The 25,502-nt window shown below is 74.7% G+C and carries 20 protein-coding genes and 1 pseudogene; 14 read left to right on the top strand and 7 right to left on the bottom strand.

The annotated features are described in order from the left end of the window. Positions 1–66: 66 nt before the first annotated feature. Positions 67–1,623, top strand: coding sequence for an NAD(P)/FAD-dependent oxidoreductase (locus KIT14_23690; protein MCW5893529.1), 1,557 nt, complete (start codon positions 67–69; stop codon positions 1,621–1,623). An 83-nt stretch (positions 1,624–1,706) separates the two neighbouring features. Here the strand turns inward: KIT14_23690 and thiE are convergent, their stop codons facing one another. Continuing rightward, a complete protein-coding gene (gene thiE, locus KIT14_23685) occupies positions 1,707–2,504 on the bottom strand; it encodes a thiamine phosphate synthase (protein ID MCW5893528.1) in 798 nt (265 codons plus the stop codon). Between the two features lie 104 nt (positions 2,505–2,608). On the opposite strand from thiE, the gene KIT14_23680 reads away from it, so the two are divergent. Then, positions 2,609–5,857, top strand: a complete 3,249-nt coding sequence (locus KIT14_23680) for a S8 family serine peptidase (GenBank protein ID MCW5893527.1) — start codon at positions 2,609–2,611, stop codon at positions 5,855–5,857. A 184-nt stretch (positions 5,858–6,041) separates the two neighbouring features. Here KIT14_23680 and KIT14_23675 read toward each other — a convergent pair whose 3' ends face one another. From KIT14_23675 to thiS, 3 genes are all read right to left on the bottom strand, one after another. After that, positions 6,042–6,845 carry a crotonase/enoyl-CoA hydratase family protein gene (locus tag KIT14_23675; protein MCW5893526.1) on the bottom strand — a complete coding sequence of 268 codons (804 nt, stop codon included), beginning with the start codon at positions 6,843–6,845 and terminating at the stop codon, positions 6,042–6,044. A 173-nt stretch (positions 6,846–7,018) separates the two neighbouring features. Then, entirely contained in the window at positions 7,019–7,792 is a 774-nt protein-coding gene (locus KIT14_23670) for a thiazole synthase (protein MCW5893525.1), read from the bottom strand. A 2-nt stretch (positions 7,793–7,794) separates the two neighbouring features. Beyond that, complete coding sequence (thiS, locus tag KIT14_23665; GenBank protein ID MCW5893524.1) at positions 7,795–7,995, bottom strand: sulfur carrier protein ThiS; 201 nt, start codon at positions 7,993–7,995, stop codon at positions 7,795–7,797. An 87-nt stretch (positions 7,996–8,082) separates the two neighbouring features. Between thiS and alr the strand changes: the two genes are divergently transcribed. The 10 genes from alr to KIT14_23615 all read left to right on the top strand — a co-directional run bounded on the left by alr (position 8,083) and on the right by KIT14_23615 (position 18,276). Then, entirely contained in the window at positions 8,083–9,222 is a 1,140-nt protein-coding gene (gene alr / locus KIT14_23660) for an alanine racemase (protein MCW5893523.1), read from the top strand. After that, the gene (purH, locus tag KIT14_23655; protein MCW5893522.1) at positions 9,215–10,753 is read left to right on the top strand and encodes a bifunctional phosphoribosylaminoimidazolecarboxamide formyltransferase/IMP cyclohydrolase; all 1,539 of its coding nucleotides are present in this window, start codon (positions 9,215–9,217) and stop codon (positions 10,751–10,753) included. Before alr ends, purH begins: the two co-directional genes overlap by 8 nt. Positions 10,754–10,757: 4 nt before the next feature. After that, entirely contained in the window at positions 10,758–12,050 is a 1,293-nt protein-coding gene (purD, locus tag KIT14_23650; protein ID MCW5893521.1) for a phosphoribosylamine--glycine ligase, read from the top strand. Between the two features lie 50 nt (positions 12,051–12,100). Next, positions 12,101–13,858 carry a DUF1015 family protein gene (locus KIT14_23645; GenBank protein ID MCW5893520.1) on the top strand — a complete coding sequence of 586 codons (1,758 nt, stop codon included), beginning with the start codon at positions 12,101–12,103 and terminating at the stop codon, positions 13,856–13,858. A 10-nt stretch (positions 13,859–13,868) separates the two neighbouring features. After that, complete coding sequence (locus KIT14_23640; protein ID MCW5893519.1) at positions 13,869–14,855, top strand: FAD-dependent thymidylate synthase; 987 nt, start codon at positions 13,869–13,871, stop codon at positions 14,853–14,855. Further along, the gene (locus KIT14_23635) at positions 14,852–15,235 is read left to right on the top strand and encodes a DUF309 domain-containing protein (protein ID MCW5893518.1); all 384 of its coding nucleotides are present in this window, start codon (positions 14,852–14,854) and stop codon (positions 15,233–15,235) included. Before KIT14_23640 ends, KIT14_23635 begins: the two co-directional genes overlap by 4 nt. A 5-nt stretch (positions 15,236–15,240) precedes the next feature. After that, the gene (locus KIT14_23630; protein MCW5893517.1) at positions 15,241–16,119 is read left to right on the top strand and encodes a MoxR family ATPase; all 879 of its coding nucleotides are present in this window, start codon (positions 15,241–15,243) and stop codon (positions 16,117–16,119) included. A gap of 94 nt (positions 16,120–16,213) precedes the next feature. Next, positions 16,214–16,540, top strand: coding sequence for a hypothetical protein (locus tag KIT14_23625; protein ID MCW5893516.1), 327 nt, complete (start codon positions 16,214–16,216; stop codon positions 16,538–16,540). A gap of 15 nt (positions 16,541–16,555) precedes the next feature. Then, positions 16,556–17,905: a VWA domain-containing protein gene (locus KIT14_23620; protein MCW5893515.1), complete on the top strand. Its 1,350-nt coding sequence runs from the start codon at positions 16,556–16,558 to the stop codon at positions 17,903–17,905. Between the two features lie 17 nt (positions 17,906–17,922). After that, entirely contained in the window at positions 17,923–18,276 is a 354-nt protein-coding gene (locus KIT14_23615) for a Rieske 2Fe-2S domain-containing protein (protein ID MCW5893514.1), read from the top strand. 7 nt (positions 18,277–18,283) lie between these two features. Here KIT14_23615 and KIT14_23610 read toward each other — a convergent pair whose 3' ends face one another. From KIT14_23610 to KIT14_23600, 3 genes and pseudogenes are all read right to left on the bottom strand, one after another. Beyond that, positions 18,284–18,532: a hypothetical protein gene (locus tag KIT14_23610; protein MCW5893513.1), complete on the bottom strand. Its 249-nt coding sequence runs from the start codon at positions 18,530–18,532 to the stop codon at positions 18,284–18,286. Between the two features lie 78 nt (positions 18,533–18,610). Further along, positions 18,611–19,282, bottom strand: coding sequence for a class I SAM-dependent RNA methyltransferase (locus KIT14_23605; protein MCW5893512.1), 672 nt, complete (start codon positions 19,280–19,282; stop codon positions 18,611–18,613). A 425-nt stretch (positions 19,283–19,707) separates the two neighbouring features. Next, a pseudogene (locus KIT14_23600) lies at positions 19,708–19,872 on the bottom strand (TRAM domain-containing protein). A 90-nt stretch (positions 19,873–19,962) separates the two neighbouring features. Between KIT14_23600 and KIT14_23595 the strand changes: the two are divergent. Beyond that, positions 19,963–25,128, top strand: coding sequence for an NAD-glutamate dehydrogenase (locus KIT14_23595; protein ID MCW5893511.1), 5,166 nt, complete (start codon positions 19,963–19,965; stop codon positions 25,126–25,128). After that, positions 25,122–25,502 (top strand): hypothetical protein, encoded by a 381-nt coding sequence (locus KIT14_23590; GenBank protein MCW5893510.1) that lies wholly within the window; start codon positions 25,122–25,124, stop codon positions 25,500–25,502. Before KIT14_23595 ends, KIT14_23590 begins: the two co-directional genes overlap by 7 nt.

Raw genomic sequence — 25,502 nt, 5'->3', positions numbered from 1 at the left:
GCTTTCCCCGGGGACGTCGCGTCGGGCATAAGGCGACGCTGCGGGCGCGTCGCCGCGTCCGCGTCCATGCCGGGAACCGCCGTCGTTCTGGGAGCCGGGCCTGCCGGGCTCACCGCCGCGTGGGAGCTGCTCCAGCGCTCCGACGTGCAGCCCGTCGTCTTCGAAGCCGACGCCCAGGTCGGCGGCATCTCGAAGACGATCGTCCACCGCGGCAACCGCATGGACCTAGGCGGCCACCGGTTCTTCTCCAAGTCCGACTGGGTGATGCGCTGGTGGCAGACGATGCTGCCGCTCGCCGGCGGCGCGACGGCGGTCGAGCTCGCCTACCACGGCCGTCGCACCCGCGTCGCACCGGCGGTCGCGGCGCCGCCGGACGCGGACCGCGTCCTTCTCGTCCGCCGGCGCCTCTCGCGCATCTACTACCGCCGCCGCTTCTTCGACTACCCGCTCAGCCTGTCGCCGGCGACGCTCGCCAACCTCGGCGTCGCCTACAGCGCCGCCGTCGGTGCGAGCTACCTGCGCGCGCGGCTCGCGCCGCGCCGGCCGGAGATCACGCTCGAGGACTTCTTCGTGAACCGGTTCGGCGCGCGCCTGTACCGCACCTTCTTCAAGTCGTACACGGAGAAGGTCTGGGGCGTGCCGTGCGCGGCGATCTCGGCGGAGTGGGGCGCGCAGCGCATCAAGGGGCTGTCGATCTCGCGGGCGCTGCGCCACGCGCTCACGGCCCCGCTGCGCCCGCGCGATGGCACGCGCCAGACCGGCACCGAGACGAGCCTCATCGAGCGATTCCTCTATCCGAAGCTCGGCCCCGGGCAGATGTGGGAGGAGGTGGCGCGGCGAGTGGGCGCGGCCGGGGGCACGCTGCACCTGCGTCACCGCGTGGTCGGCCTGCACGGCCGCCGGCGGCGTGTCGAGGCGGTCGACGTCCGCGACGAGACGACCGGCACGGTACGCCGCGTGGCGGCCGACTGGGTCGTCTCGACGCTGCCCGTGTCCGAGCTGACGGCGATGCTGCGTCCCGCCGACGCCGAGGTGGCGCGCATCGCCGCGGCGCTGCCGTACCGTGACTTCATGACCGCCGGGCTGCTCGTGCGGCGCATGCGCGGCGGCGTCGCACCGGGCGCGCGCCTGGCGCCGGACAACTGGATCTACGTCCAGGAGCCGGACGTGCACCTCGGACGCCTGCAGATCTTCAACAACTGGAGCCCGTACCTCGTCGCCGACCCCGACACGGTGTGGCTCGGGCTCGAGTACTTCTGCGACGAAGGCGACCGGCTGTGGGCGATGCCCGACCCCGCGTTCCTCGACTTCGCGGCGGGCGAGCTCGCGCACATCGGGCTCATCGCGAAGGACGACGTGCTCGACGGCACCGTCGTGCGCGTGCCCAAGGCCTATCCCGCCTACTTCGGCGAGTACGAGGGCATCGGCCGCGTGCGCGCCTTCCTCGACGAGTGGACGAACCTCTTCCCCGTCGGCCGCAACGGCATGCACCGCTACAACAACCAGGACCACTCGATGCTGGCCGCCAGGGCGGCGGTCGACTGCATCGTCGGCGCCGCGGCGGACAAGGCGGCGCTGTGGGCGGTGAACGCCGACGACGCGTACCACGAGGCGCACGCCTGAGGGCGCCGCCGTCCAGTGTCCCGAGTCCCATACCTCGTCGTCGCGCCTCGCCGGGCGGCGCGATCCCACTCGGACTCGGGACGCTACCGCGGCGGCGGGGCGCAGGCGGCGTGCAGCGCCCGCGTGGCCGCCGCAGGATCGTCGGCGGCCAGGATGCCGCGAATGACCGCAACACCGCGGGCGCCGGCGGCGCGGGCGGTGGCCGCGGTGGCGACCTCCACGCCGCCGATCGCGAGCACGGGGACGCAGGCCGCCGCGACCGCGGCGCGCAGGCGCGCGACGCCCTGCGGGGGGCCGAAGGCGCGCTTCGACGGCGTTTCCCACACCGGCCCGAAGACGGCGTAGTCGGCGTCGGTCGCCGCGAGCTCTTCCGGCGCGTGCGTCGAGACGCCGACCAGCGCGCCGGCGGGCAGCAGGGTGCGGGCGTCGGGCACCGCCAGGGCGCCGGCGCCGAGGTGGACGCCGTCGGCGCCGACCGCGACCGCGACGTCGATCCGCTCGTTCACGAGGAGCAACGCCCGCCGGCGCGCGGTCACCGCCCGCAGGCGCTCGGCGAGCACGTACAAGGCCCGCCCGCAGAGGTCCTTCTCGCGCAGCTGCACGGCCGGGAGCCCGGCGTCGCACGCCGCGGCGACCACGTCGGCGAGGTCGCGCCCGCCGCAGGCGCGGCGGTCGGTGACGAGGAGCAGGGACGGAACGGCCGGCACGGGGCGAGGATAGCCCGAACGGGGCGCGGGGACAGCGCACGGCACCTGCGGAGATCGGGGCCACCGGATCGTGGGGGCGGTCGCGCCCGGACGGGGGCGATCTCCGTCGGAGGGTTCATTTCGCGATACAGATGGGAAGCTGCCTCGTGATATAGCGCACCGACATTTCGACATGGGTCCTACGCCTGCCGTGCGCGCTCGGCCGCGAAGGTCCCCGTCCACGCTGTGAAGAAGGAGTGGAGATGTACGCCAGAATCACCAGGGTCCTCGCGATGCTGATGCTCGCCGCCGCGGCCGACGCCGGCGCGAGCACGCTCACCGCCACCCCGCTGACCCCGTCGCAGCGTGTGAGCGGCGCCGGGGCCGCGACCAGCCGGATCGTGCAGACCGCCCCCGCCCTGCTGGACCGCGACGATGCGACGCGCATCCCCGTGGTCGTGAAGCTCGATTACGACCCGATCGCCAGCTACGCGGGCCAGCTCCCGTCCCTGCCGGCGACCAGCCCCGCCGTGACGCGCCGCCGGCTCGATCGCCGCGCCGTCGAGAGCGGCCCCTACGCGCGGCACGTGCGTGCCCGCGAGGCGACGATCATCGCCGCGATCCGCGCGCGTCTGCCCGACGCGCGGATCGGCACGCGGCTCGACGTGGTCTACGGCGGCGTGGCGCTGACGCTGCCCGCGAACGAGGTGAAGGATCTGCTCGCCGTCGACGGCGTGATCGCCGTCCAGGCCGACGAGCTCCGCCAGCCCACGACGGACTCGAGCCCGGAGTTCCTGGCGGCCCCGCCGGTGTGGACGGCGCTGGGAGGACAGGCGACGGCTGGGGCGGGCACGCTGTTCGCGAGCCTCGACACCGGGGTGTGGCCGGAGCACCCGTCGTTCGCGGCCAATCCGGCGCTGCCGGCGCCGCCGAAGGACACCCTCGGCGATCCCCTCGTGTGCGACTTCGGGGACAACCCGCTCACGCCCGCGAACGATCCCTTCGTGTGCAACCAGAAGCTCGTGGGTGGGCGCGCGTTCCTCGCCGCGTACCACGCCAGCCACCCGCCCGAGGTCTACGCGACCGCGCGTGACAGCAACGGGCACGGCACGCACACGGCCTCGACGGCGGCGGGCAACCCGGTGGATGCGACCGTGCTGGGCATCGCCCGCGGTCCGATCTCGGGCCTCGCGCCGGGCGCGGCGGTCATCGCCTACAAGGTGTGCGGTACCGCCGGGTGCTTCAGCAGCGATACGGCCGCCGCGGTCCAGCGCGCCATCCTCGACGGCGTCGACGTGATCAACTTCTCGATCAGCGGCGGCCGCGAGCCGTTCGCCGACGTGACCGAGCTGGCGTTCCTCGACGCCTACGCCGCCGGGGTCGTCGTCGTCGCCTCCGCGGGCAACAGCGGGCCTGCGGCGGGCACGGTCGAACATCACGGCCCCTGGCTGACGACGGTGGCGGCGTCGACGCAGCGCCGCACCTTCGCGTCCACGCTGACGCTCAGCGCCGGCGGCGACACGCTCGCGCTCGCGGGCGCTTCGCTCACCCCCGGGCTCGCGTCGAATCTCCCGGTCGTGCTCGCGAGCGCCCCGCCGTACTCGGACCCGTCGTGCAGCGCGGCGGCGCCGCCGGGCGTCTTCACGGGCAGGATCGTGGCCTGCCAGCTGGGTGGGAGCCGCGTCTTGAAGGGCTTCAGCGTTCTGCAGGGCGGCGCGGCCGGGTTGATCCTCTACGATCCGAATCCGGCACCCGCGACCAACGCAGCCACCGATCCGCACTGGCTCCCGGCGATCCACGTCGCCGACGGTCCGGCCCTGCTGACGTTCCTGGCCTCGCATCCGGACGCCACCGGGACCTTCACGCAGGGCACTCCCGTCGACGGCACGGCCGACGTCGTCGCGACGTTCTCGTCACGCGGCCCGGGCGGCCTGGTCCTCAAGCCGGACGTCTCCGCGCCCGGGTTCGACATCGTGGCGGGGCAGACGCCCACGCCGGACAGCGCGAGCTGGGGGCCGCCTGGCGCCTACTTCCGTCCGAATCGGGGCACCTCGATGTCGGCCCCGCACGTGGCCGGGGCCGCGCTGCTCCTGCGCGCGTCGCATCCGACCTGGACGCCGGGGCAGGTGCACTCGGCGCTGCGGCTCAGCGCGACGCCGACCATGCTCGAGACCGACCTGTCCGGTCCGGCCGGGCCGTTCGCCCGCGGCGCGGGCCGGATCGACGTCGCGCGCGCGACCGACACGCGGCTCACGTTCGACGAGACCGCCGCGCGCTTCGCCGACGTCGGCGCCGGCGTCCTGCACGCGATCGACCTGAACCTGCCGTCGATCAACGTGCCCGCGATGCCGGGCTCGGTGACGACGATGCGCACGGCGACCAACCCGACCGGCAAGAAGGTGAGCTACAAGGTCACCACGACGGCGCCGGCCGGCAGCTCGATCACGGTGACGCCGAAGAAGCTCTCGCTCGCGCCGAACGGGACGAAAGCGTTCCGCGTCACGATCACGTCGCGCAACGCCGGTACGGAAGAGTTCGGCGAGATCGTGCTCACCCCGAACAAGAACGGCGGGCCCGTGCTGCGCCTGCCGGTGGCGTTCGCGACCCAGCAGGGCGGAGTGACGCTCGCGAGCGACTGCACGCCCGCGGCCACCACGGTCGGGGGGACGCCGGTCACGTGCACGCTGGTCGCGACCAACGCCACCACCATCGATACGACCGCGACCCTCGTGACCCAGGTCTCGAGCCAGCTGAAGATCACGGCCGTTGCCGGCGGTCTGCCGTTCACGCCGAAGAAGGTGAGCGCGGTCCTGGCGCTCACCGGCTTGCGCCCCGGGGTGCCGTCGATCGCGCCCGGGGCCTTGTTCGGCTACATCCCGCTCTCCGCGTTCGGCGTCGTGCCGATCCCGATCGGCGACGAGGAGATCGTGAACTTCAACACCCCGCCGTTCTGGTACGGCGGGCTCACCTACTCGTCCGTCGGGGTGTCGTCGAACGGCTACCTCGTGGTGGGCGGCGGCACCGCGGCGGACAACGATTGCTGCAATCCGGTGATCCCGAGCCCGCTGCGGCCCAACAACGTGCTCGCGCCGCTGTGGACGGACCTCGACGGCGCGAGCGCGCCCGGCGTGCTCGTTTCGACCCTCACCGACGGCGTCAGCACCTGGCTCGTGGTCGAGTGGCGCCTCAACGCCTTCGGCACGTCGTCGCTGAAGACGTTCCAGGTCTGGATCGGCGTCAACGGCGTGGAGGACATCACCTATGCCTATGATCCCGGGAACCTGCCGTCGGCCGTCGGGCTGGGCCCGTGGGTGGTGGGGGCCGAGAACTTCGACGGCTCGAACGGCGCCGCGTTGCCCCCCTTCGTGCTGCCTACCCAGGACCTGCGTGTGACCAGCACCCCCGTGGTGCCCGGGGGCAGCGCGACCCTCGAGATCACCGCGCAGCCGAAGAAGAAGGGCGCGGGCCTCGTCGCGACGCAGCTGACGACGCCCGTCGTGCGCGGCACGACGGTGGTGACGTCGACCGTGACGGTGACGAAACCCTGATCGGTGCGAGCGTGCCGCGGGCCCCGTCGAGGCCCGCGGCACGCGGCGCGCCTGCGCGCCGGTTGCCGTCGGCGGGCAGGGCCGCCGAACCACCGTCCGACCCGGCGGCCGAAGGGAGAGGGCCGTGCGGCCGGCGTCCCGCGGTGCGTCGTTCGCCACGCGCCCGGCGGCGGGCGCGCTCCGGCTAACGCCCCTCGAACGCCGGCGCCCGCTTCTCGAGGAACGCGCGCGGACCTTCCTTCGCGTCCTCCGACGCCATCACCGTCATGCCGTGCGTCTGCTCGATCGCGAACGCCTCCGCCTCGGGCATGGTCTCCGTCTCGCGCAGGGTGGCGAGGATGGCCTTCACCGCGAGCGGCCCGTTGCGAGCGATGCGCGCGGCGATCTCCTTCGCCTTCGCGAGCGCCTGGCCGTCGGGGACGAGGTGGTTCACCAGCCCGAGCTCGTAGGCGCGCTTCGCCGGCAGATCCTCGCCGCACAGGAGCATCTCGGCGGCGACGGCGTAGCCGATCTGGCGGCGCAGCCGCACCGCGGAGCCGGCCATCGGGAAGAGGCCGCGCTGGACCTCGGTGACGCCGAACACGGCGCTCTCGCCCGCGACGCGGATGTCCGTTCCCTGGAGGATCTCCGTGCCCCCGGCACGCGCGAAGCCCTCGGCGGCGAGGATGACGGGCTTGGTGGGCCGGTAGGTCTTCAGCCAGGCGCCGTAGATGATCGGCATGTCCTGGAAGACGCGCTCCATCCACGGGCTGTCCGCCTTGCCGGACATGAGCTTGCCGATCTCCGACAGGTCCATGCCCGAGCAGAACGTGTCGCCGCGGCCGGTGAGGATCGCGACCCGCAGATCGTCGTCGCGGTCGAGCTCGTGCCAGGCGTCCCAGAGCCGGCACATCGACTCGCAGTTGATGGCGTTGCGCTTCTCGGGGCGGTTCAGGGTGACGGTGAGGACGTGTCCGTTCTTCTCGACGACGACGGCGGGTTCGGCCATCCGGGCTTCCTGGCAGAAGCGGCGCGTCGGGATCAACCGGAGGGGGCTGGCGGGGCGCGGTGGGGACCGGGCCGGCGACGGGCAGGAGGGCGAGCGCAGCGGTGGCTCGCACGTCCTCCAGCGGGCGGCGCATCCCGCCTGGCTGGAAGCAACGTGCGGCTCGCCGTGCGGCGCTACCGCACGAGCCCCTCGAGCGGGCTCGACGCCGTCGCGTACAGCTTCTCCGGGATGCGCCCCGCGCGGAACGCCTTGCGCCCCGCGATCACCGCGTCGCGCATCGCCTCGGCCATCATGATGGGGTCCTTCGCCCCCGCGATCGCGGTGTTCATGAGGATCGCGTCGCAGCCGAGCTCCATCGCCTGCGCGGCGTGTGACGCCGTGCCGACGCCGGCGTCGACGATCACCGGCACGCGGCTCTGCTCGACGATGATGCGCAGGTTGTACGGGTTGCGGATGCCGAGCCCGGAGCCGATCGGCGCCGCGAGCGGCATCACCGCGACGCAGCCGGCGTCCTCGAGGCGCCGGCAGGCGACGGGGTCGTCGGTGACGTACGGCAGCACCTGGAAGCCGTCCTTCACGAGGACGCGCGCGGCCTCGATGGTCGCGGGGACGTCGGGGAAGAGCGTCTTCTCGTCGCCGATCACCTCGAGCTTGAGGAGCGTGCCCACACCCGCCTCGCGCGCGAGGCGCGCGGTGCGGATGGCGTCGTCCGCCGTGTAGCAGCCGGCGGTGTTGGGCAGGATCGTGAAGCGGTCGGGGGGCAGGTGGTCGAGCAGGTTGTCCTTGCCGGGGTCGGTGATGTTCACGCGGCGCACGGCGACGGTGACGATCTCGGCGCCGGCGGCGTCGGTCGCGCGCCGGGTCTCCTCGAACGACGTGTACTTCCCCGAGCCGGTGATGAGACGCGAGCGGTAGGTCTTTCCCGCGAGGACGAGGTCATCGGGCATGATCAGCCGCCTCCGACGAAGTGGATCACCTCGACGGCGTCGCCGTCGTGGAGAGTGGTGGTGGCGTAGTCGGCGCGCCGGACGATCGTCCGGTTCACCTCGACGGCGATGCGTCGCGGACCGAGGCCGAGAGCCGCCACGAGGTCGGCGACGGTGGCGCCGTCGGCGAGCGCGCGCGGCTCGTCGTTCACGAGCACCTGCACGATCCGCGGACGATAGACGCTGCGATGGAGGGTGACAACAGACCGGGCGCTTGGTATGTGCCGCGACTTCCCGAGGAGCGAACCGACGTGCAGGACGGCGAGGGCAGGCCCACGGTGGCGGAGGTGAGCCGCGCGGCGCTCCGCCACAACCTGCGCGAGGTGCGGCGCGTGGTCGGGGCCGGCGTCGGTGTGCTCGCCGTCGTGAAGGCCGACGGCTACGGCCACGGCGCGGTCGGCGCGGCGCGGGCGTTCCTCGAGGCCGGCGCGGTCGGGCTCGGCGTCTCGCTGGTGTCCGAGGGCCGTGCGCTGCGCGCGGCCGGGATCACGGCGCCCGTCGTCGTGCTCGGCGGCGCGTTCCCGGGCGAGGAGGCGAACGTCGTCGCACACGACCTCGCCGTCTCGGTGTGGTCGTCCGAGGGCGGCGTGCGCCTGGCCGCGGCCGCGCGGGCGGCGGGACGCACCGTCGACGTGCACGTGAAGGTGAACACCGGCATGACCCGGCTGGGCGTCGAGCTGGACGGCGTGCGCGCGCTCGGCGCCGCGCTGGCGGCGATGCCGGGCCTGCGCGTCACCGGCATCTTCTCGCACTTCGCCTCCGCCGACGCCGTCGACACGCAGAGCGCCATCGCCCAGCGCGAGCGCTTCGAGGCGGCGGTGCGCGAGCTGCGCGCCGCGGGCGTCGAGCCGACGCACGTGCACCTCGCGAACAGCGCCGCGGTGCTGAGCACGCCGGCGGCGCACGGCACGCTCGTGCGCCCGGGGCTCATGCTCTACGGCTATGCGCCCGCGCCGCATCTCGCCGCGCACGTCGACCTGCGGCCGGCGATGCGGCTCGCGACGCGCATGGCGCAGGTGCGCAGCGTCCCCTACGCGACGCCCGTCGGCTACGGCGGCACGTGGACGGCGGCGCGCCCGTCGCGCATCGCGACGCTGCCCCTCGGCTACGCCGACGGCTATCACCGGCGTGCGTCCAACAGGGGACAGATGCTGGTCCGCGGGCGCCGGGTGGACGTCGCCGGACGGGTGTGCATGGATCACGTCATGCTCGACGTCACCGAGGAGCCGGAGGTCACGGCGGGTGAGCCGGTGGTGGTGTTCGGGCGGCAGGGCGAGGCGACGATCGGCGCCGACGAGGTGGCCGCGTGGTGCGACACCATCGCCTACGAGGTGCTGACGTCGATCGGCAAGCGCGTTCCGCGCATCACGGTGGAGGACTTCGATGGCTAAGATCACGCGCGCGCTGCTCAGCGTGAGCGACAAGCGGGGCGTCGTGGAGCTGGCGCGGGCGCTGCACGGCTACGGTGTGCAGCTGCTCTCGACGGGCGGCACGGCCAGGGCGCTCGCCGACGCCGGCCTGCCGGTGACGCAGGTGAGCGACTTCACCGGCTTCCCCGAGATGCTCGATGGGCGCGTGAAGACGCTGCATCCGAAGATCCACGGCGGCCTCCTCGGCCGCCGCGATCTGCCCGAGCACACGACGGCGATGCAGAAGCACGGCATCGAGCCGATCGACCTCGTGTGCGTGAACCTCTACCCGTTCCGCGAGACGGTGGCGAAGCCGGGCGTCACGTTCGAGGAGGCGATCGAGCAGATCGACATCGGCGGGCCGTCGATGCTGCGCTCGGCGGCGAAGAACCACGCGTCGGTGACCGTGCTCGTCGATCCGGCGGACTACGCGCCGGTGCTGGCCGAGCTGGCGGAGAGCGGCGGCGAGGTGTCGGCGGCGACCAACCGCCGCCTGGCGCAGAAGGTCTTCCACGTGACGGCAGCCTACGACGGCGCCATCGCCGACTGGCTCGGGCAGGGCGCCGAGACGCGCTTCGGCCAGACGTTCCACCTCGGCGGCGCGAAGGCCATCGACATGCGCTACGGCGAGAATCCGCACCAGCAGGCGGCGCTCTACGGCGACTTCCTGCGGATCGCCGAGCCGCTGCACGGCAAGGAGCTGTCGTACAACAACGTCGTCGACTGCGACGCCGCCCTCGCCTTGGCCGAGGAGTTCCTCGGCGACGCCGACGCGGCGGTGGCGATCCTGAAGCACAACACGCCGTGCGGCGTCGGTACCGGCCCCGACGCGCTCGCCGCCTGGAAGGCGGCGTACGCGACCGACCCCGAGTCGCCGTTCGGCGGCATCGTCGTCTGCACGAAGCCCTGGACGCTGGCGCTGGCCGAGGCGGTCGACGAGCTCTTCACCGAGGTGCTGATCGCGCCCGACTTCGAGCCCGAGGCCCTCGAGCGGCTCAAGAAGAAGAAGAACCGCCGTCTCGTGCGCTGGCATCCCGAGGCGAGCGCGGCACCCGTCGTGCGCGGCGTCCGCGGCGGCTTCCTCGTGCAGGAGGCCGACGCGCCGGGCGACGAGCTCGCGACGGGCACGGTAGTGACGAAGCGCCAGCCCACGTCGCAGGAGCTGGCGGCGCTGCGCTTCGGCTGGAAGGTCGTGAAGCACGTCAAGTCGAACGCCATCGTCTTCGCCGCCGCCGACCGCACGCTCGCCATCGGCGGCGGGCAGACGTCGCGCGTCGAGGCGATCCGCAACGCGGTGGCGCGCGCCGGCCGCCTCGGCGTCGGGCTCCGGGGCTCGGCGCTGGCGAGCGACGCGTTCTTCCCGTTCCCCGACGGGCTCGCGGAGGCGGCCGCGGCGGGCGCGACGGCGTTCGTGCAGCCGGGCGGCAGCACGCGCGACGCGGAGGTGATCGCCGCGGCCGACGCGCGCGGCGCGGCGATGATCCTGACCGGCGTCCGGCACTTCCGGCACTGATGCGATGAAGGTCCTCGTCGTCGGTGGGGGCGGGCGCGAGCACGCGCTGGTCTGGAAGATCGCGCGCAGCCCGCGCGTGACGAAGGTCTACTGCGCGCCCGGCAACGCCGGCATCGCCGCCGAGGCCGCCTGCGTCCCGATCCCGGCCGACGACGTGAAGGCGCTCGTGCGCTTCGCGCAGGACGAGGGCATCGGGCTCACCGTCGTCGGGCCCGAGCTGCCGCTGACGCTCGGCCTCGTCGACCGCTTCGCCGAAGCCGGCCTGCGCGCCTTCGGTCCCACCGCCGCCGGGGCGCAGCTCGAGGGCTCGAAGGTCTTCACCAAGGAGCTGCTGCGCAAGCTCGACGTGCCGACGGCCTTCTTCGGCGCCTTCACCGACGCCGACGAGGCCGAGCGCTGGGTCACCGAGGTCGGCGCGCCCGTGGTCGTGAAGGCCGACGGGCTCGCGAGCGGCAAGGGCGTCTTCATCTGCCCGACGCTCGCCGAGGCGCGCGACGCCATCGACCAGGTGATGCGCACGCGCCTGTTCGGCGACGCGGGCACGCGCGTGGTGATCGAGGAGTTCCTCGAGGGCGAGGAGCTCTCGTTCATGGCCATCACCGACGGCACGACGGTGCTGCCGCTCGAAGGCTCACAGGACCACAAGCGTGCGCTCGACGGCGACCGCGGGCCGAACACCGGCGGCATGGGCGCCTACTCGCCGGCGCCGATCGCGACGGCGGCGCTGACGGCGCACGTCATGCGCGACGTCATGGCGCCCGTGGTCGCGGGCCTGGCGCGCCAGGGCATCGTCTACAAGGGCGTGCTGTACGCCGGCCTCATGGTGCACGAGGGCCGGGCCAAGGTGCTCGAGTTCAACGTCCGCTTCGGCGATCCCGAGGCGCAGGTGCTGCTGATGCGCCTGGGGAGCGATCTCGTCGAGCTGATGGAGCGCACGCTCGACGGCACGTTGGCCGGCACCACGGTCGCGTGGGATCCGCGCGCCGCCGTGTGCGTCGTCATGGCCGCCGAAGGCTATCCCGGCGCGGTCGAGAAGGGCCGGCCGATCGAGGGGCTCGACGACCTGCGCGGCTGGCGCAACGGCATGGTCTTCCATGCCGGTACGGCGCGCCGCGACGGGCAGATCGTCACCGACGGCGGGCGCGTGCTCGGCGTCACGGCGCTCGGCGAGACCATCGAGCACGCCGTCGGCGAGGCCTATGCCGGCGTCGATCGCATCCGTTGCCGCGGCATGCACCACCGGCGCGACATCGGCCACCGCGCGCTGGTGCGCGTCGAGCGGGGACGCCGGCCCTGAGCACCGAGGTCGCGACCGCCGCCGGGGCGCTCGCCGCCGGCGGGCTCGCCGTGTTCCCGACCGAGTCGTTCTACGGCCTCGGCGCGGACGCCCGCTCGGCCGCGGCGGTCGAGCGGCTCGTCGCCGTGCGCGGGCGCGATCCCGGCAAGCCGATCCTGGTCCTGGTGCGCGACGCGGCGATGGTCGGTGCGGTCGCGGCAGCCTGGCCCGAGACGGCGGCGCGGCTCGCGGCCGCGTTCTGGCCCGGCCCGCTGACACTCGTCGTGCCCGCGCGCGACGACCTGCCGGCGCCGCTCACGGCCGGCAGCGGCACGATCGGCGTGCGCGCACCGGGCCATCCGACGGCGATGGCGCTCGTCACCGCGATACGGCGGTCCGTGACGGCGCCCGCGCGATCCGCCCGGCGCCGAGCCGCGGACGCTCGCCGCCGCGCGCCTACTTCGCGGGCGGCGTCGCGGCCTGGGTCGACGGCGGCACGCTGCCCGGCGGCGCGTCGACCGTCGCGGTCGCCGACGGCGGCGGCGTGCGCGTGCTGCGCGCCGGCCCGATCCCCGAGTCCGACCTGCACCGGGCACTCGCCCGCTCATGAGGAGCTACGACAGATGGCAGTGGTGAACCCGTTCCCCGGCGTGCGCTACGCGCGCGTGCGCATCGGCGCGATGCGCGACGTCCTCTCGCCGCCCTACGACGTCATCTCGACCGCGCAGCAGGAGGCGCTCTACGCCCGCAGCCCCTGGAACGTCGTGCGGCTGATCCTGCCGCGCGAGAGCGACCGCGGCGCCGCGGCGGCCACGGCGCTGCGGCACTGGCTCGACGCCGGCGTGCTGGTTCGGGACGCCGAGCCGGCGCTCTACTTCTACTCGCAGGAGTACGGGCTCGCCGACGGCAGCACGCACGTGCGTGACGGCGTCCTCTGCCGCCTCGGGCTCGAGGAGTTCTCGAGCGGCGTCGTGCGTCCGCACGAGCGCACGTTCCCGGGCCCGAAAGCCGATCGTCTGGCGCTCCTGCGCGCCACCGGCGCGTATCTCAGCCCCATCTTCGGGCTCTTCTCACGCCCGGGCGAGCGCCTGCGCGACGTCGCCGGCGTCGCCGGTCCGCCCGACGTCGAGGCGACGATGGACGACGGCGTCGTGAACCGCCTGTGGCGCGTCACCGACCCCGTCGCGATCGCGCGCGTGCAGCAGGCGCTCGCGAACGAGACCATCTACATCGCCGACGGCCACCACCGCTACGAGACCGCGCTCAACTGGCGGCGCGAGGGCGGCGGCCACGGCGCGGTGCTCGCTTTCCTCTCCAACATGGACGAGGCGGGGCTCGTCGTCCTGCCGACGCACCGGCTGATCCAGGTGCCGCTGCCGATGGACGCCGCCGCGCTGGTCGCGGAGCTCGGCGAGACGTTCACGCTCGAGTCGCTCGGTGCGACGTCGCCGGCGCGGCCGTCGGGCGCGATCGACCTCGTCCTCCCCGACCGGCGCGTGCGCCTGCGTCCGACGCCCGCGGCGACGGCGCTGCTCGCGGAGCTCCCCGAGGCCGTGCGCGGGCTCGACGTCGCCGTGCTGCACGGCGCGATCCTCGGTCCCGTGCTCGGCGTCACGCCCGGGGACCTCGCCTTCACGCACGACGACGCGGAGGCGATCGACGCGGTGACGAGCGGCGCCGCGCACGCGGCGTTCCTCCTGAACCCGCCGTCGGTGGCCGAGGTGCGCGCCGTGTGTCTCGCGGGCGAGCTGATGCCGGAGAAGTCCACCTACTTCTACCCGAAGCTCGCCGACGGCCTGGTCTTCGACCTCGTGGCTCCGATCTGCTAGCGGCGGGAGCGTGGAGACGCGCCGTCCGACCAACCCCGCGGCCGAGGAGATCCTGGGTCTCTACTTCCCCGTCCTCGACCACGGCTTCGTCGCGCTGGTCGACTACATGGGATCGGACGAGGACGTCGAGCGTGCGGCGCGCGTCTCGTACGGCTACGGCACGCGGCGCACGAGCCAGACCCGCGGGCTGATCCGCTACCTCCGCCGGCACGCGCACACGACGCCGAGCGAGATGGTGGAGCTCAAGTTCCACTGCGCGATGCCCGTCTTCGTCGCGCGGCAATGGATCCGTCACCGCACCGCCTCGGTGAACGAGTACAGCGGCCGCTACAGCCTCCTGCCGCTCCTCTTCTACACGCCGCGGCCCGAGCATCTGGCGGTCCAGAGCGCGAGCAACCGACAGGGGCGGGCGGAGGCGCCGGTCGACGCTGCGCTCCACGCCGCCGCGGTCGCCCGCTGGGATCGGCTGCGCGCCGAGGCGTCGGCGCAGTACGCGTGGTTGGTCGGCGAGGACGTCGCGCGCGAGCTGGCGCGCATCGATCTGCCGCTGTCCCTCTATACGCAGTGGTACTGGAAGATCGACCTGCACAATCTGCTGCACTTCCTCACCCTGCGCGTCGACCCGCACGCGCAGTACGAGATCCGCGCCTTCGCGCGCGTGATGGCCGGCATGCTCCAGCGCGTCGCGCCGCTCTCGTTCGAGGCCTGGCTCGACTACGAGTACCACGGCGCCCATCTGTCGCGCGGCGAGCTGGCGGCGTTGCGGCGCCTCGTACGCCCCGGCGACGGCGGCCTCGACGCCATCCCCGGGCGCGTCGCCGACGCCGAGCTGGCGAGCCTCGGCCTGTCGGCCCGCGAGGTCGAGGAGCTGCGTGCCAAGCTGGCCGGCCACGCCGCGCCCGAGGACTTCGCGCTCGACCCGGGCACGGCCGTGCCGGCGGAGGAGCTCCAGCGCCGGCTCGAGGCCGCGGTGCCGGCGGTCGACCGGTCGCGGTGACGGCCGTGGGCGAGGCGTCGCTCGACCTGGACGTCGTCGTGCGCCGCGGCGTGCGCCTCTTCAATCGCGGGCGATATCTCTCGGCGCAGCAGCTCTGGGAAGCGGCGTGGCACGAGGCGCCGGGCGCGGAGCGCGCCTTCCTCGAGTCGCTCGTCCAGCTCGCCGGCGGCCTCCATCTGCGCACCCGGCGCGGGGGCGAGAAGGGCGCGGAGCACCTCCTCCAGCGCGCCCTCGCGACCCTGGAGGACTTCCGCCCCGTGCGCGGCGGCATCGACGTCGACGCCCTGATCGCGGAGTTCGGCGCGTACCTCGAGTGGATCAAGGAGATCCGCCGCCCGCACCGTATCCTCGATACGCTGCGCATCCCGCGGCTGCGCTGAGTGCCATGGAGATCACCCGCGAAGCGGTCGCCGAGGGCCTGCGCGCCGCGCGCTACGTCACCACGCCGCGGGTCGAGACGGCGCTGTTCCTGGCGCTGTCGCTGGAGAAGCCGCTCCTCGCCGAAGGCCCGGCGGGCGCCGGCAAGACCGAGCTGGGCAAGGTCCTCGCGGCGTTGCTGCACACCGATCTCCTCCGCCTCCAGTGCTACGAGGGCCTCGACGAGGCGCGCGCGCTCTTCGAGTGGAACTACCAGAAGCAGCTCCTGCGCATCCAGGCCGATCAGGGCGCCGGACGAAGCTGGGACGAGGTCGCGCACGACGTCTTCGGACGCGACTTCCTGCTCGAGCGCCCGCTGCTGCGGGCGATCACCGCGCCGAAGAAGGTCGTTCTCCTGATCGACGAGATCGACAAGGCCGATCCGGAGTTCGAGGCGTTCCTCCTGGAGGTGCTGAGCGACTTCCAGGTGAGCGTGCCGGAGCTGGGCACGCTGACGGCGCGCCACCGTCCCGTCGTCGTGCTGACCTCGAACCGCACGCGCGACCTCTCCGAGGCGCTGCTGCGCCGCTGCCTGCACCTGTTCGTCGACTTCCCCGGTCCCGAGAAGGAAGCCGAGATCATCGCGCTGAAGGTGCCCGACGCCGACGCGCGCCTGCGCGAGCAGGTGGCGCGCTTCGTCGCCGGGTTGCGCAAGCTCGAGCTGCGCAAGGCGCCCAGCATCGCGGAGACGCTCGACTGGGCCCGCGGGCTCTGTGCGCTGGGCGTGCACGAGCTCGACGCCCAGGCGGTGCGGCAGACGCTGGCGCTGCTGCTGAAGCACGAGGACGACCTGCGCAAGGCGGACGGCAAGGTGGGCACCTTGCTCGGCGGCGGCGCGGGGCGCTGACGTCACGATCGTGGGCGCCCGCGGCACCGCGCGCCGCGGCGGCCCGGCGAAATCGGCATTGTCGCGCGGCACGCGTCGTGCTCCGATGCGCGTCATGCAGACGGCCGGATGGGCGCGTGATCGCCTCTGGCAGCTCCTGCTGCTGAACGTGACGCTCCAGGTCTTCGACGGCGTCGCCACCTGGCAGGGCGTCGGCATCTGGGGCGAGGGCAACCCGATCATGCTCCACGCCATGTCCCAGATGGGAACCGGCGCGGCGCTCTTCATGTTCAAGCTGAAGTCGTGTCTGCTGCTGCTCTTCCTCTGGGCCTGCGCGTCGCGCGTTCCGTTCGTGCACGACTCGTTCGTCGTCCTCGCCACCACCTATACGCTGCTGTCGTTCATCCCGTGGACGGCGCGGCTGGTGAGCCTGCTCGCCTAGCGCTAGGCTCCGGCGGTGCGCCGCCGTCTCCTCGCCTTCGTGGGCTCGCTGCGCGCCCACGGGCTCGCGGTGTCCGTCGCCGAGACGATGGATGCGCTCGCGGCCGTCGGTCACGCCGGCGTCGAGCGCGACGTGCTGCGCGACGCACTCGCAGCGACCCTGGTGAAGGACGAGCGCGACCGGCCGCTGTTCGATCCGCTGTTCGAGGCGGCGTTCCCGCTGCGCCGTGCCCGCCCCGCGGCGGCGCCCGCGCGCCCCGGGCGTGGCGGCCGCGGCGGCGGCGACGGCGGCGCGGGCGGGCGTGCCGGCGGCGCCGGGGGGGGACGAACGGGGCCGGCGGCGCGAGCGGCGGCGCGACGACCGCGGCTTCGGCCCGCGACGTGCGCGGCGGCGAGACGGCGGCGGCGCCGCCGGGCAGCCCGGCGGCGCACCAGGCGACGGCGTCCGGGCGGCGGCCGCTGCCGCCTGCCGGGCCGCCCCGGCAGCGGCGCCGCCGCCGCGACGCGTGCGCACGGTGCGGCGGTGCCGGGGTCGCCCGGCACGCGTCTGGAGCCGACCACGACGCGACCGTGGGCGCCGGCGACGGCGCGCGGCGGCGCAGGCCCGCAGGCACGGCGAGCGCAGGCTCCCGGCGCCGCGGACCGTGCGGCCCAGCGCGCCCGCTGCTGGCGCAGCCGTTCGCCGGCTGGACCGCCAGACGACCTGGTCGCCGCGCGGGACGTCGTCGCCGAGCTGGCGCGCGATCTGCGTCCCCCGCCTCGCGCGGCGCGGGCGGGCGGCCCGCCGCGGGCGGCAGACCTGCGCCGCACGCTGCGCGCCGCCGCCGCGACCGGCGGCGTCCCGCTCGTGGTCCGTCGCCGTACGCGCCGCCCCGAGCGGCCGGACCTCCTCGTCCTGGGCGACGTCTCCGGCTCGGTCGCGACGGCGAGCACGCTCTGCCTCGGGCTGCTCGCGCCCGCGACCTCGCACTTCCGCCGCGTCCACCTCTTCGCGTTCGTCGATCGCCTGTGCCCGGTGAGCGTCGAGGACGGCCACGTCGTGCCCGCCGGGCCACTCGACCTATGGGCCCGCTCCGACTTCGGCCGGGTGCTCGGGGACCTGTGGCGCGACGCGGCGCCGCTGCTCGGCCGCACCACCGTGGTGCTCGTCGTCGGCGACGCGCGCAACAACCGCCGGCCGCCGCGTGCCGATCTGCTGCGCGCGCTCCACGCGCGCGTGCAGCGTCTCGTCTGGCTCGTGCCCGAGCCGCGCGCGCGCTGGAACACCGGCGACAGCGTCCTCGGCCGCTACGCCGAGCACTGCGACGCCGTGCTCGAGTGCACCGAGCTGGCCGGGCTGGCGGCCGCCGTGCGCCGGGTGCTGTGATCGGCTAGGGTCGGCGCATGGCCGAGCTCGCGATCGCGCGCCCCGACGAGCTGCCCGCGGGCACGACCAAGAAGTTCGTGCTCCGCTGCGGCGGGCGCGAGGTCGAGTGCTTCGTCCTCAACGCCGGCGGGACGTTCCACGCCTACGTGAACCAGTGCCAGCACGTGCCGATGGGCCTCGACTGGGTGGAGAACCAGTTCTTCACCGCCGACGGCCAGTACGTCCAGTGCGCCACGCACGGCGCGTACTACGTGCCCGACACCGGCGAGTGCATCGCCGGGCCGCCGTGCGGCCGCTCGCTCGTGCGCGTGCCGCTCGCCCTGCGCGACGCGGTGCTCTGGGCACGCTGTCCGGACGCGATCCCGGACTGAGGGCGGGCTACTCCGGCTCGTCGCCGAAGTGGGCGCGGGTGATGCGCTCCTTCAGGTACTCGAGCGTGCCGAGATCCTCGATGATGTCGCCGCCGGTATCGTAGAAGAAGATCTCGCCGTTCTTGTTGCGGCCCACGGCCACCAGCCACTCGAGGTCGTCGCGGTCCTCGAGCAGGTAGTTGATGGTCTGGGAGACGCCGCGCCCGGGGATGATGGTGACCTTGGGGCGGGCGGGGCGTTCGGGTTGCTTGGGCATCCGGCGGGGGTCCTCCGCGGGCACGTGGCGCGCTTCGGCGCGACGCGCGGCGGCGGCGACGATAAGCGCGGGTCGGCATCAAGTCAAACGGAATTCCGCCGCGGTTTCCACATGATACGTGTGTGGGAAGAGGTCCACCGGCTGCGCACGCAGGAGTCGATAGCCGCCGGCGACGAGGGCCCGCGCGTCGCGCGCGAGCGTCGCCGGATCGCACGAGACGTAGACGATCCGCGGCGGGCGTCGGGCGAGGAGCTGCGGGATCGCGTCGGTCGCTCCGGCGCGCGGCGGATCGAGCACCACGGCGTCGAACGCGGCGCCGGGGAGCGCGGCGAGGCCGGCGGCGACGTCGTGCTCGAGCGTGGTGACGTCGAGGCCGAGGCGGGCGGCGTTGTCGCGCGCGGCGGCGACCGCGACCCCGCTGCGCTCGATCGCGGTGACGGCGGCGCCGCGGCGGGCGATCGGCAGGCCGAAGTTTCCGGCGCCCGCGTAGAGGTCGAGGACGCGCTCGCCGGAGGCGAACGCCCCCAGCTCGAGTACCGTCGCCACGAGGAGGAGGTTGGCGTCGGGGTGCACCTGCGTGAAGGCGTCGGCGGGGATCTCGAGCGCGAGGTCGGGCTCGACGGCGACGCGCAGGCGCGGATCGCCGACGACCAGCCGGGCGCCGCCGCCGAGCAGCACGGCGCCGCGCACCGTCGGCTCCGCCGCGAGCAGCGTCTCGGTGGCGCGCACGTCGGCGGGGCCGGGGCGCACGCGCCCGCACCCGTCAGCACGACGCCGCCGGCCGTCGCCGCGATGCCGACGCGCTCCGGCACGGCGCGCAGGCCCTCGAGCCACCGTCGCGCCGCCGGGATGTGGACGTCGACCGCGGGCGCGGCGATCGGACAGCCGGCTACTTCGACGAGCGCGTGCGAGCGTGCGCGACGGTAGCCGAGCCGCCGCCCCTCGACCGCGAGGGTGATGCGGGCGCGGTGGCCGAAGCTCGCGGGCGCGGCGCGGATCGGCAGGACCGGGGCGTCGCGCAGGCCGCCCAGGCGGGCCAGCTGCTCGGCGACCAGCGCGGTCTTGGCGGCGCGCTGCGCGGCGACGTCGACGTGCTGCCACTGACAGCCGCCGCAGATCGCGAACGCCACGCAGCGCGGCGCGACGCGGTCGGGTCCCGGCTGCCGGACCGCTCGCAGCCGCGCGCGCAGGTAGCCGCGCCTGCGCTCCACCACCTCGACCTCGGCCTGGTCGCCGGGCGCGGCCCACGGCACGAACACGACCTGGCCGGCGTGGTGCGCGAGCGCATCGAAGCCGAAGGTGAGGCGCTCGATGGTGAGCACGAGGGGGGCGTCGGGCACGCCGCATGGTGGGGGGACGGCGTCGCCGCCGCAAGCCGTGGCGCGGTGCGGCGCGAGGCCGGGAGAATTGTGCTACGACCCGCGACACCGATGCCCTCCGGACGGCTTCCCGGCACCGACGTGCGCGTGCGCCGTGCGCGGCGACAGGATCTGCCGCGCCTGGCGCCGCTCCTCGCGGGCGACGCGGCGGGGCGCGATCGTCGCTTCTTCCGCCGTCTCCTCGCCGATCTCGGGGCCGACGTCTACGTCGCCGAGGATGCCGCGGGGGCGCTCGTGGGCGTCGTCGCGGTCGCCTACGTGCGCTCGCTCGCGGCGGGGCGCACGGCCGCGCTGCTCGACGCCGCGTGCCTGCGGCCCGGCGTGGACGAGGCCGTGCTCGACGGGCTCCTCGCCGTGGCCGCGACGCGAGCCCGCCGGCGCGGCTGCCCGCGCTGCGCGCGCTCGACCTCGGCGGCCAGCCGGCTCTGCACGCCGCGCTGCGCGCGGCTGGGCAGACGTGCCGGGGGCGGCGCAGGCGATCGGGCCGGGCTGATGGGCGCCGAGGTCCGCACGCAGGAAGGGCGCCCGGGCGGCAGCGCCGAGCGCCTCCAGCCGTTGCTCGCCCGGCGGGCGGCAGGGCCCGAGGCGGTGCAGCTCGCGACCTTCGCACGGCTCCTGCTCGCGCGCGCCGGCGGGGCGCTCGACGCGCTGCCCGCCGAGGCGGTCGCCGGCATGGTGACGTCGGCCTTCCGTTTCTTCGCCGGACCGGGGCCGGGGGGGCGCGTGCGCGCGCTCTCGCCGACGCTGGCCGACGACGGCTGGGACGCGCCGTGGAGCGTGCTCGAGAGCGCGCAGCCCGACCGGCCGTTCCTCGTCGACACCGTGGTCGCGGCGCTGCGGGCCGAGGGCCACACGGTGCTCGCGCTGCTGCACCCGATCGTCGGCGCGCGGCGCGACGCGGTCGGACGTCTCGAGGCGCTCGGGCCGCCGGTGCGCGACGAGCACCGCGAGTCGTTCCTGCACCTGGCGATCCCGCGCGTCGCCGACCCGGCGCGGCTCGCACACCTCGCCGACGTCGTCCGTGCCCGGCTCGCCGACGTGCGCCGCGTGACCGACGACTTCGAGGCGATGCAGCAGCGCGCCCGCGACGTCGCCGAGGCGCTCGAGCGCCTCGGCGCCGAGCGCGCGCACCGGCGCGCCACCGAGGCGTCGGAGGCGGCCGACTTCCTGCGCTGGCTGGTCGCGGGCGCGTTCGTCTTCCTCGGCTACCGCGAGTACGTCGTCACCGACGCGCACGTCGCGGTCGCGCCCGGCAGCGGCCTCGGCCTCCTGCGGGACGAGCGCCGCTCGCGCTTCGCCGCGCCGCAGCCGCGCGCGATGCTGGAGGCACGGCTCGCCGGCGTGGAGCTCGTGCGGGTCGACGCGACGGCCACGCCGGCGCCGGTGCACCGGCGGGCGCCGATGGAGGACGTCTCGATCCTCGTCGTCGATCCGTCGGGCCGCGTCTCCGGGCTGCATCGTTTCCTCGGCCTCTTCACCTCGAAGGCGCAGGTCGAGGAGGCGGCGCACGTGCCGCTGCTGCGCCGCTCGCTGCGCCTGATCCTCGCGGCCGAGCAGGTCGTCGCGGGCGGGCACGACTGGAAGGCGATCGTCGGCGTCTTCAACGCCATCCCGAAGGGCGAGCTGTTCGCCGCGACCGCGGCCGAGATCCGCGCCGACGTGCGCGCCGTGCTCGACGCCGCCGCGCGGCGGGGACTCGTGGTCACGGTGTCCGCGCGCGCGGGCGGACGGCGTCTCAGCGTGCTCGCGAGCCTGCCGGCCGACGATCTCGAAGGTCGCACCCCGGATCGCATCGCGGCTCTGGTGCACGCGTGCTACGGCGGCGCGCCGCTCCTCGAGCACGTGCGCGTGGGCGACGACGGTATGGCGCACGTCCACCTCGCGTTCGCGCCCGCGCGTCCGCCCGACGAGGCCGAGCGCGCCGCGCTCCGCGACGCCATCGAGGCGCTCTTCGGCAGCTGGGAGGAGGCGTTGCGCGAGGCGCTCGTCGCCCGGGTCGGAGCCGGCGAGGGCGTCCGCCTCGCCGCCGCCTGGGCGGGTGCGTTCACGGTCGACTATCGCGCCGGCACCGGCATCGCGCGCGCGGTCGACGACACGCTCGTGCTCGAGCGCGTGCGCGCCGGCGCCGGCCCGGAGATCGCGCTCGACACGGAGCCGGACGGCGGCGTCGCGCTGCGCCTGTACGTCGCCGGCACACCGCTCGTGCTCTCCGACATGCTGCCGATGCTCGAGCATCACGGCCTGCGCGTGCTCAACGAGGACCGCGTGACCGTGGCCCGGCCCGACGGGCCGCCGTGCTACGTCCATCGCCTGCTGGTCACCGCGCGGGACGGGGGAGCGCTCGACGTCGCGGCCGTCGCCGAGCGGCTGCGCGCGGCGGTGCTGGCGGTGCTGGCCGGTCGGACGCGGTCGGGCGTTCTCTCGCGGCTGGTGGTCGAGGGCGGGCTCGACTGGCGCGCGGTCGACGTCCTGCGCGGCTATGCAGGGTACGTGGCGCAGCTGGGCGTCGGCACCCGGCCCGAGGTGGCCGAGGCGCTGGCGGAGCGCGCGCCGGTGAGCGCGGCGCTGTGGGCGCTGGTCGTCGCGCGCCTGCGCGACGGCGGCGATCCGGCGCCGGCACGGGCGGCCGTGCTCGCGGCGATCGACGCGGTGCCCGTGCTGCGCCAGGACCGCCTGCTGCGCACGGTGCTCGCCGCCGTCGAGGCGACGGTGCGCACGAACGTCTTCGCCCGCGGCGGCGACGACGACCGCGTGGTGCTGAAGCTCTGCACGGCCGAGCTGACCTTCCTGCCCCCGCCGCAGCCGCGCGTCGAGATCTACGTCCGCGACCGTACGGTCGAGGGCCTCCACCTGCGCGCCGGCCTGGTCGCGCGCGGCGGTCTGCGGCTCAGCGATCGTCCGGAGGACTTCCGGCAGGAGGCGCTCGGGCTCATGCGCACGCAGACGGTGAAGAACGCCGTCATCGTTCCGACGGGGGCGAAGGGCGCCTTCGTGCCGCGCGACGGCGCTCCCGCGGCCGACGCCCATCGCGATTTCGTGGCCGGGCTCCTCGACGTCACCGACGACGTCGCCGACGGGCAGGTCGTGCGTCCACGCGGCGTGCGCGTGCTCGACGGCGACGATCCGTATCTCGTCGTGGCCGCGGACAAGGGTACGGCGACGTTCTCGGACGCGGCCAACGCGCTCGCGACGGCGCGCGGATTCTGGCTCGGCGACGCCTTCGCCTCCGGCGGCTCGCACGGCTACGACCACAAGGCCCTCGGGATCACGGCGCGCGGCGCCTGGGAGTGCGTGCGCACGCACTTTCGCGGGCTCGGCATCGACGCCGACACCGCGCCGCTCGCGGTCGTCGGCATCGGCGACATGGGGGGCGACGTCTTCGGCAACGGCTTGCTGCGCTCCCCGCACCTGCGCCTCTTGGCCGCGTTCAATCATCGCCACGTCTTTCTCGATCCCGACCCCGATCCCGCCCGCAGCTTTGCGGAGCGGCAGCGGCTCTTCCGGGCCGGGCGAGGCTGGGACGCCTACGATCCCGCGGTGCTGTCGGCCGGCGGGATGGTCGTCGAGCGGGCGGCGAAGCGCGTGCGGCTCTCGCCCGAGGCGCGGGCGATGCTCGAGCTCGCCGAGACGCCGAGCGGTGAGGCGCTCGTACGCGCGGTGCTGCGCATGCCGGCCGACCTCTTGTGGAACGGCGGCATCGGCACCTATGTCCGCGCCGCCGACGAGAGCGACGCGGCGGTCGGCGATCCGACGAACGACGCCGTACGGATCACGGCCGAGGCGCTGCGCGTGCGCGTCGTCGCGGAGGGCGGCAACCTCGGGCTGACGCAGCGGGCGCGGGTGGCGTTCGCGCTCGCGGGCGGCGCGGTGAACACCGACGCGATCGACAACTCTGCCGGTGTCGACACCTCCGACCACGAGGTGAACCTCAAGATCTGCCTCCAGCCCGTGGTCGCGTCGGGGGCGATGCCCGAGGGCGAGCGCCACGCGCTCCTCAAAGCGGTGCAGGACGACGTCGCCCGCCACGTCCTGGCGCACAATCGCCGCCAGAGCTGGCTCCTCACCGTCGAGCAGGCGCGGAGCCGCGAGCGGCTCGGCGACTTCCGCGACCACGCCGCCGCGCTGGCGCGCGAGGCGGACGTCGCCGGCGTCCTCGAGGTGCTGCCCGACGCCGCGATCCTGCGCGCCCGCCGGGCGGCGCATCCGGGGCTGCTGCGGCCGGAGCTGGCGCTGCTGATGGCGCACACGAAGATCGCGCTCCAGCACGCGTTGCGCGACGCGGCCCTGCTGGACGATCCGATCGGCGTCGCGTGGCTCGCGGACTACTTCCCCGCCGCGCTGCGCGAGCGCGCGCCCGAGGCGGTCGCCGGGCACCGGCTGCGGCGCGAGCTGGTCGCCGTCGAGCTGGTGAACGCGCTCGTCGACTACACGGGCATGACGTTCGTCCATCGCCTGCGGCGCGACACGGGCGCGGACGCGGTCGCCGCCGTGCGGGCGTGGGCGATCGCCTGGGTGCTCGCCGACGCGGCGACGCTGGTCGCCGATCTCGAGGCCGCACCGCTCGCCGTCGACGAGGCGGTGCGCGGGGCGGTGGAGCTCGAGGCGGCGCTCGAAGGCGCCGCCGGCTGGGTGCTCACCTACGCCGATCCGCGTGCGTCCGCCGCCGCCGTCGCCGCGGGGCTCGCCGCCGACGTCGCGCCGGTGCTCGACGCGCTGTCGCAGCAGCTCGCCGGCGGCGAGGCCGAGGCGTTCCATCGCCGCCGCTCGGGCCTCGAGCTGGCCGGTGCCGGTCCGCAGGCGGCACGCCGGCTCGCGGGGCTCGCGTGGCTGCCGGCGGCGCTCGACGTCGCCGGCGCTGCGCGGGACACGGGACTTCCCGTCGACGAGGCGGCGGCGCGCTACTGGGCGCTCGGCGCCCACGTCGACTTCGCCTGGCTGCTCGGCCAGGTGGCGGCGACCGCGGAGGGCGATCGCTGGGCCGCGCGCGCCGCGCGCGAGCTGGCGCTCGACCTGCTCGGGGCGCGGCGGCGGCTCGTCTACGCCGCTCCCGCGGCGCTCGCGGGGCCGCGCCTCGATGCGCTACGTTCGCTCGTGCGCGATCTGCGCACGACGCCTCGTCCGACGCTGGCGGCTCTCCTCGTGGTGGCGCGCGAGATCCGCCGGCTGGCCGAGTCGCTTCCCTTCACCCACGCGCGCCCCGGGACCTCCGCATGGTGATCATTCGTTTCCTCTTCGCGCTCCTCGTCGGCTACCTCGCCGGCGCCGGCACGACCCTCTGGCTCGTGCAGTCGGGCACCGGCGACTTCATGATCCGTCGCACCGAGGTGGTGCAGGATCTCGAGCGCCGCGTGCGCGAGGTGGAGCAGCAGCGCGACGCCGTCGGCCGCCAGCTCGAGGACGCGCTGGTGCGGTTCAACCGCATGGAGACCGCGTTCACCACCCTGGAGGGACGCTTCCGCGACCTCCTCACCGCACACGAAGCGGCGCGGCTGCGCGACGGCGAGCCGCGGGCGGCCGCGCCGCGGGCACCGGCCGAGGGGACGGGCACGCCCACGGAGGCGCCCGATCCCGCACCGACGCCCGGACCGTAG

Source organism: bacterium, assembly GCA_026129405.1.
In the GTDB taxonomy this organism is placed as follows: Bacteria; Desulfobacterota; Binatia; order DP-6; family DP-6; genus JAHCID01.
This window is presented reverse-complemented; position numbering and strand designations above follow the sequence as displayed.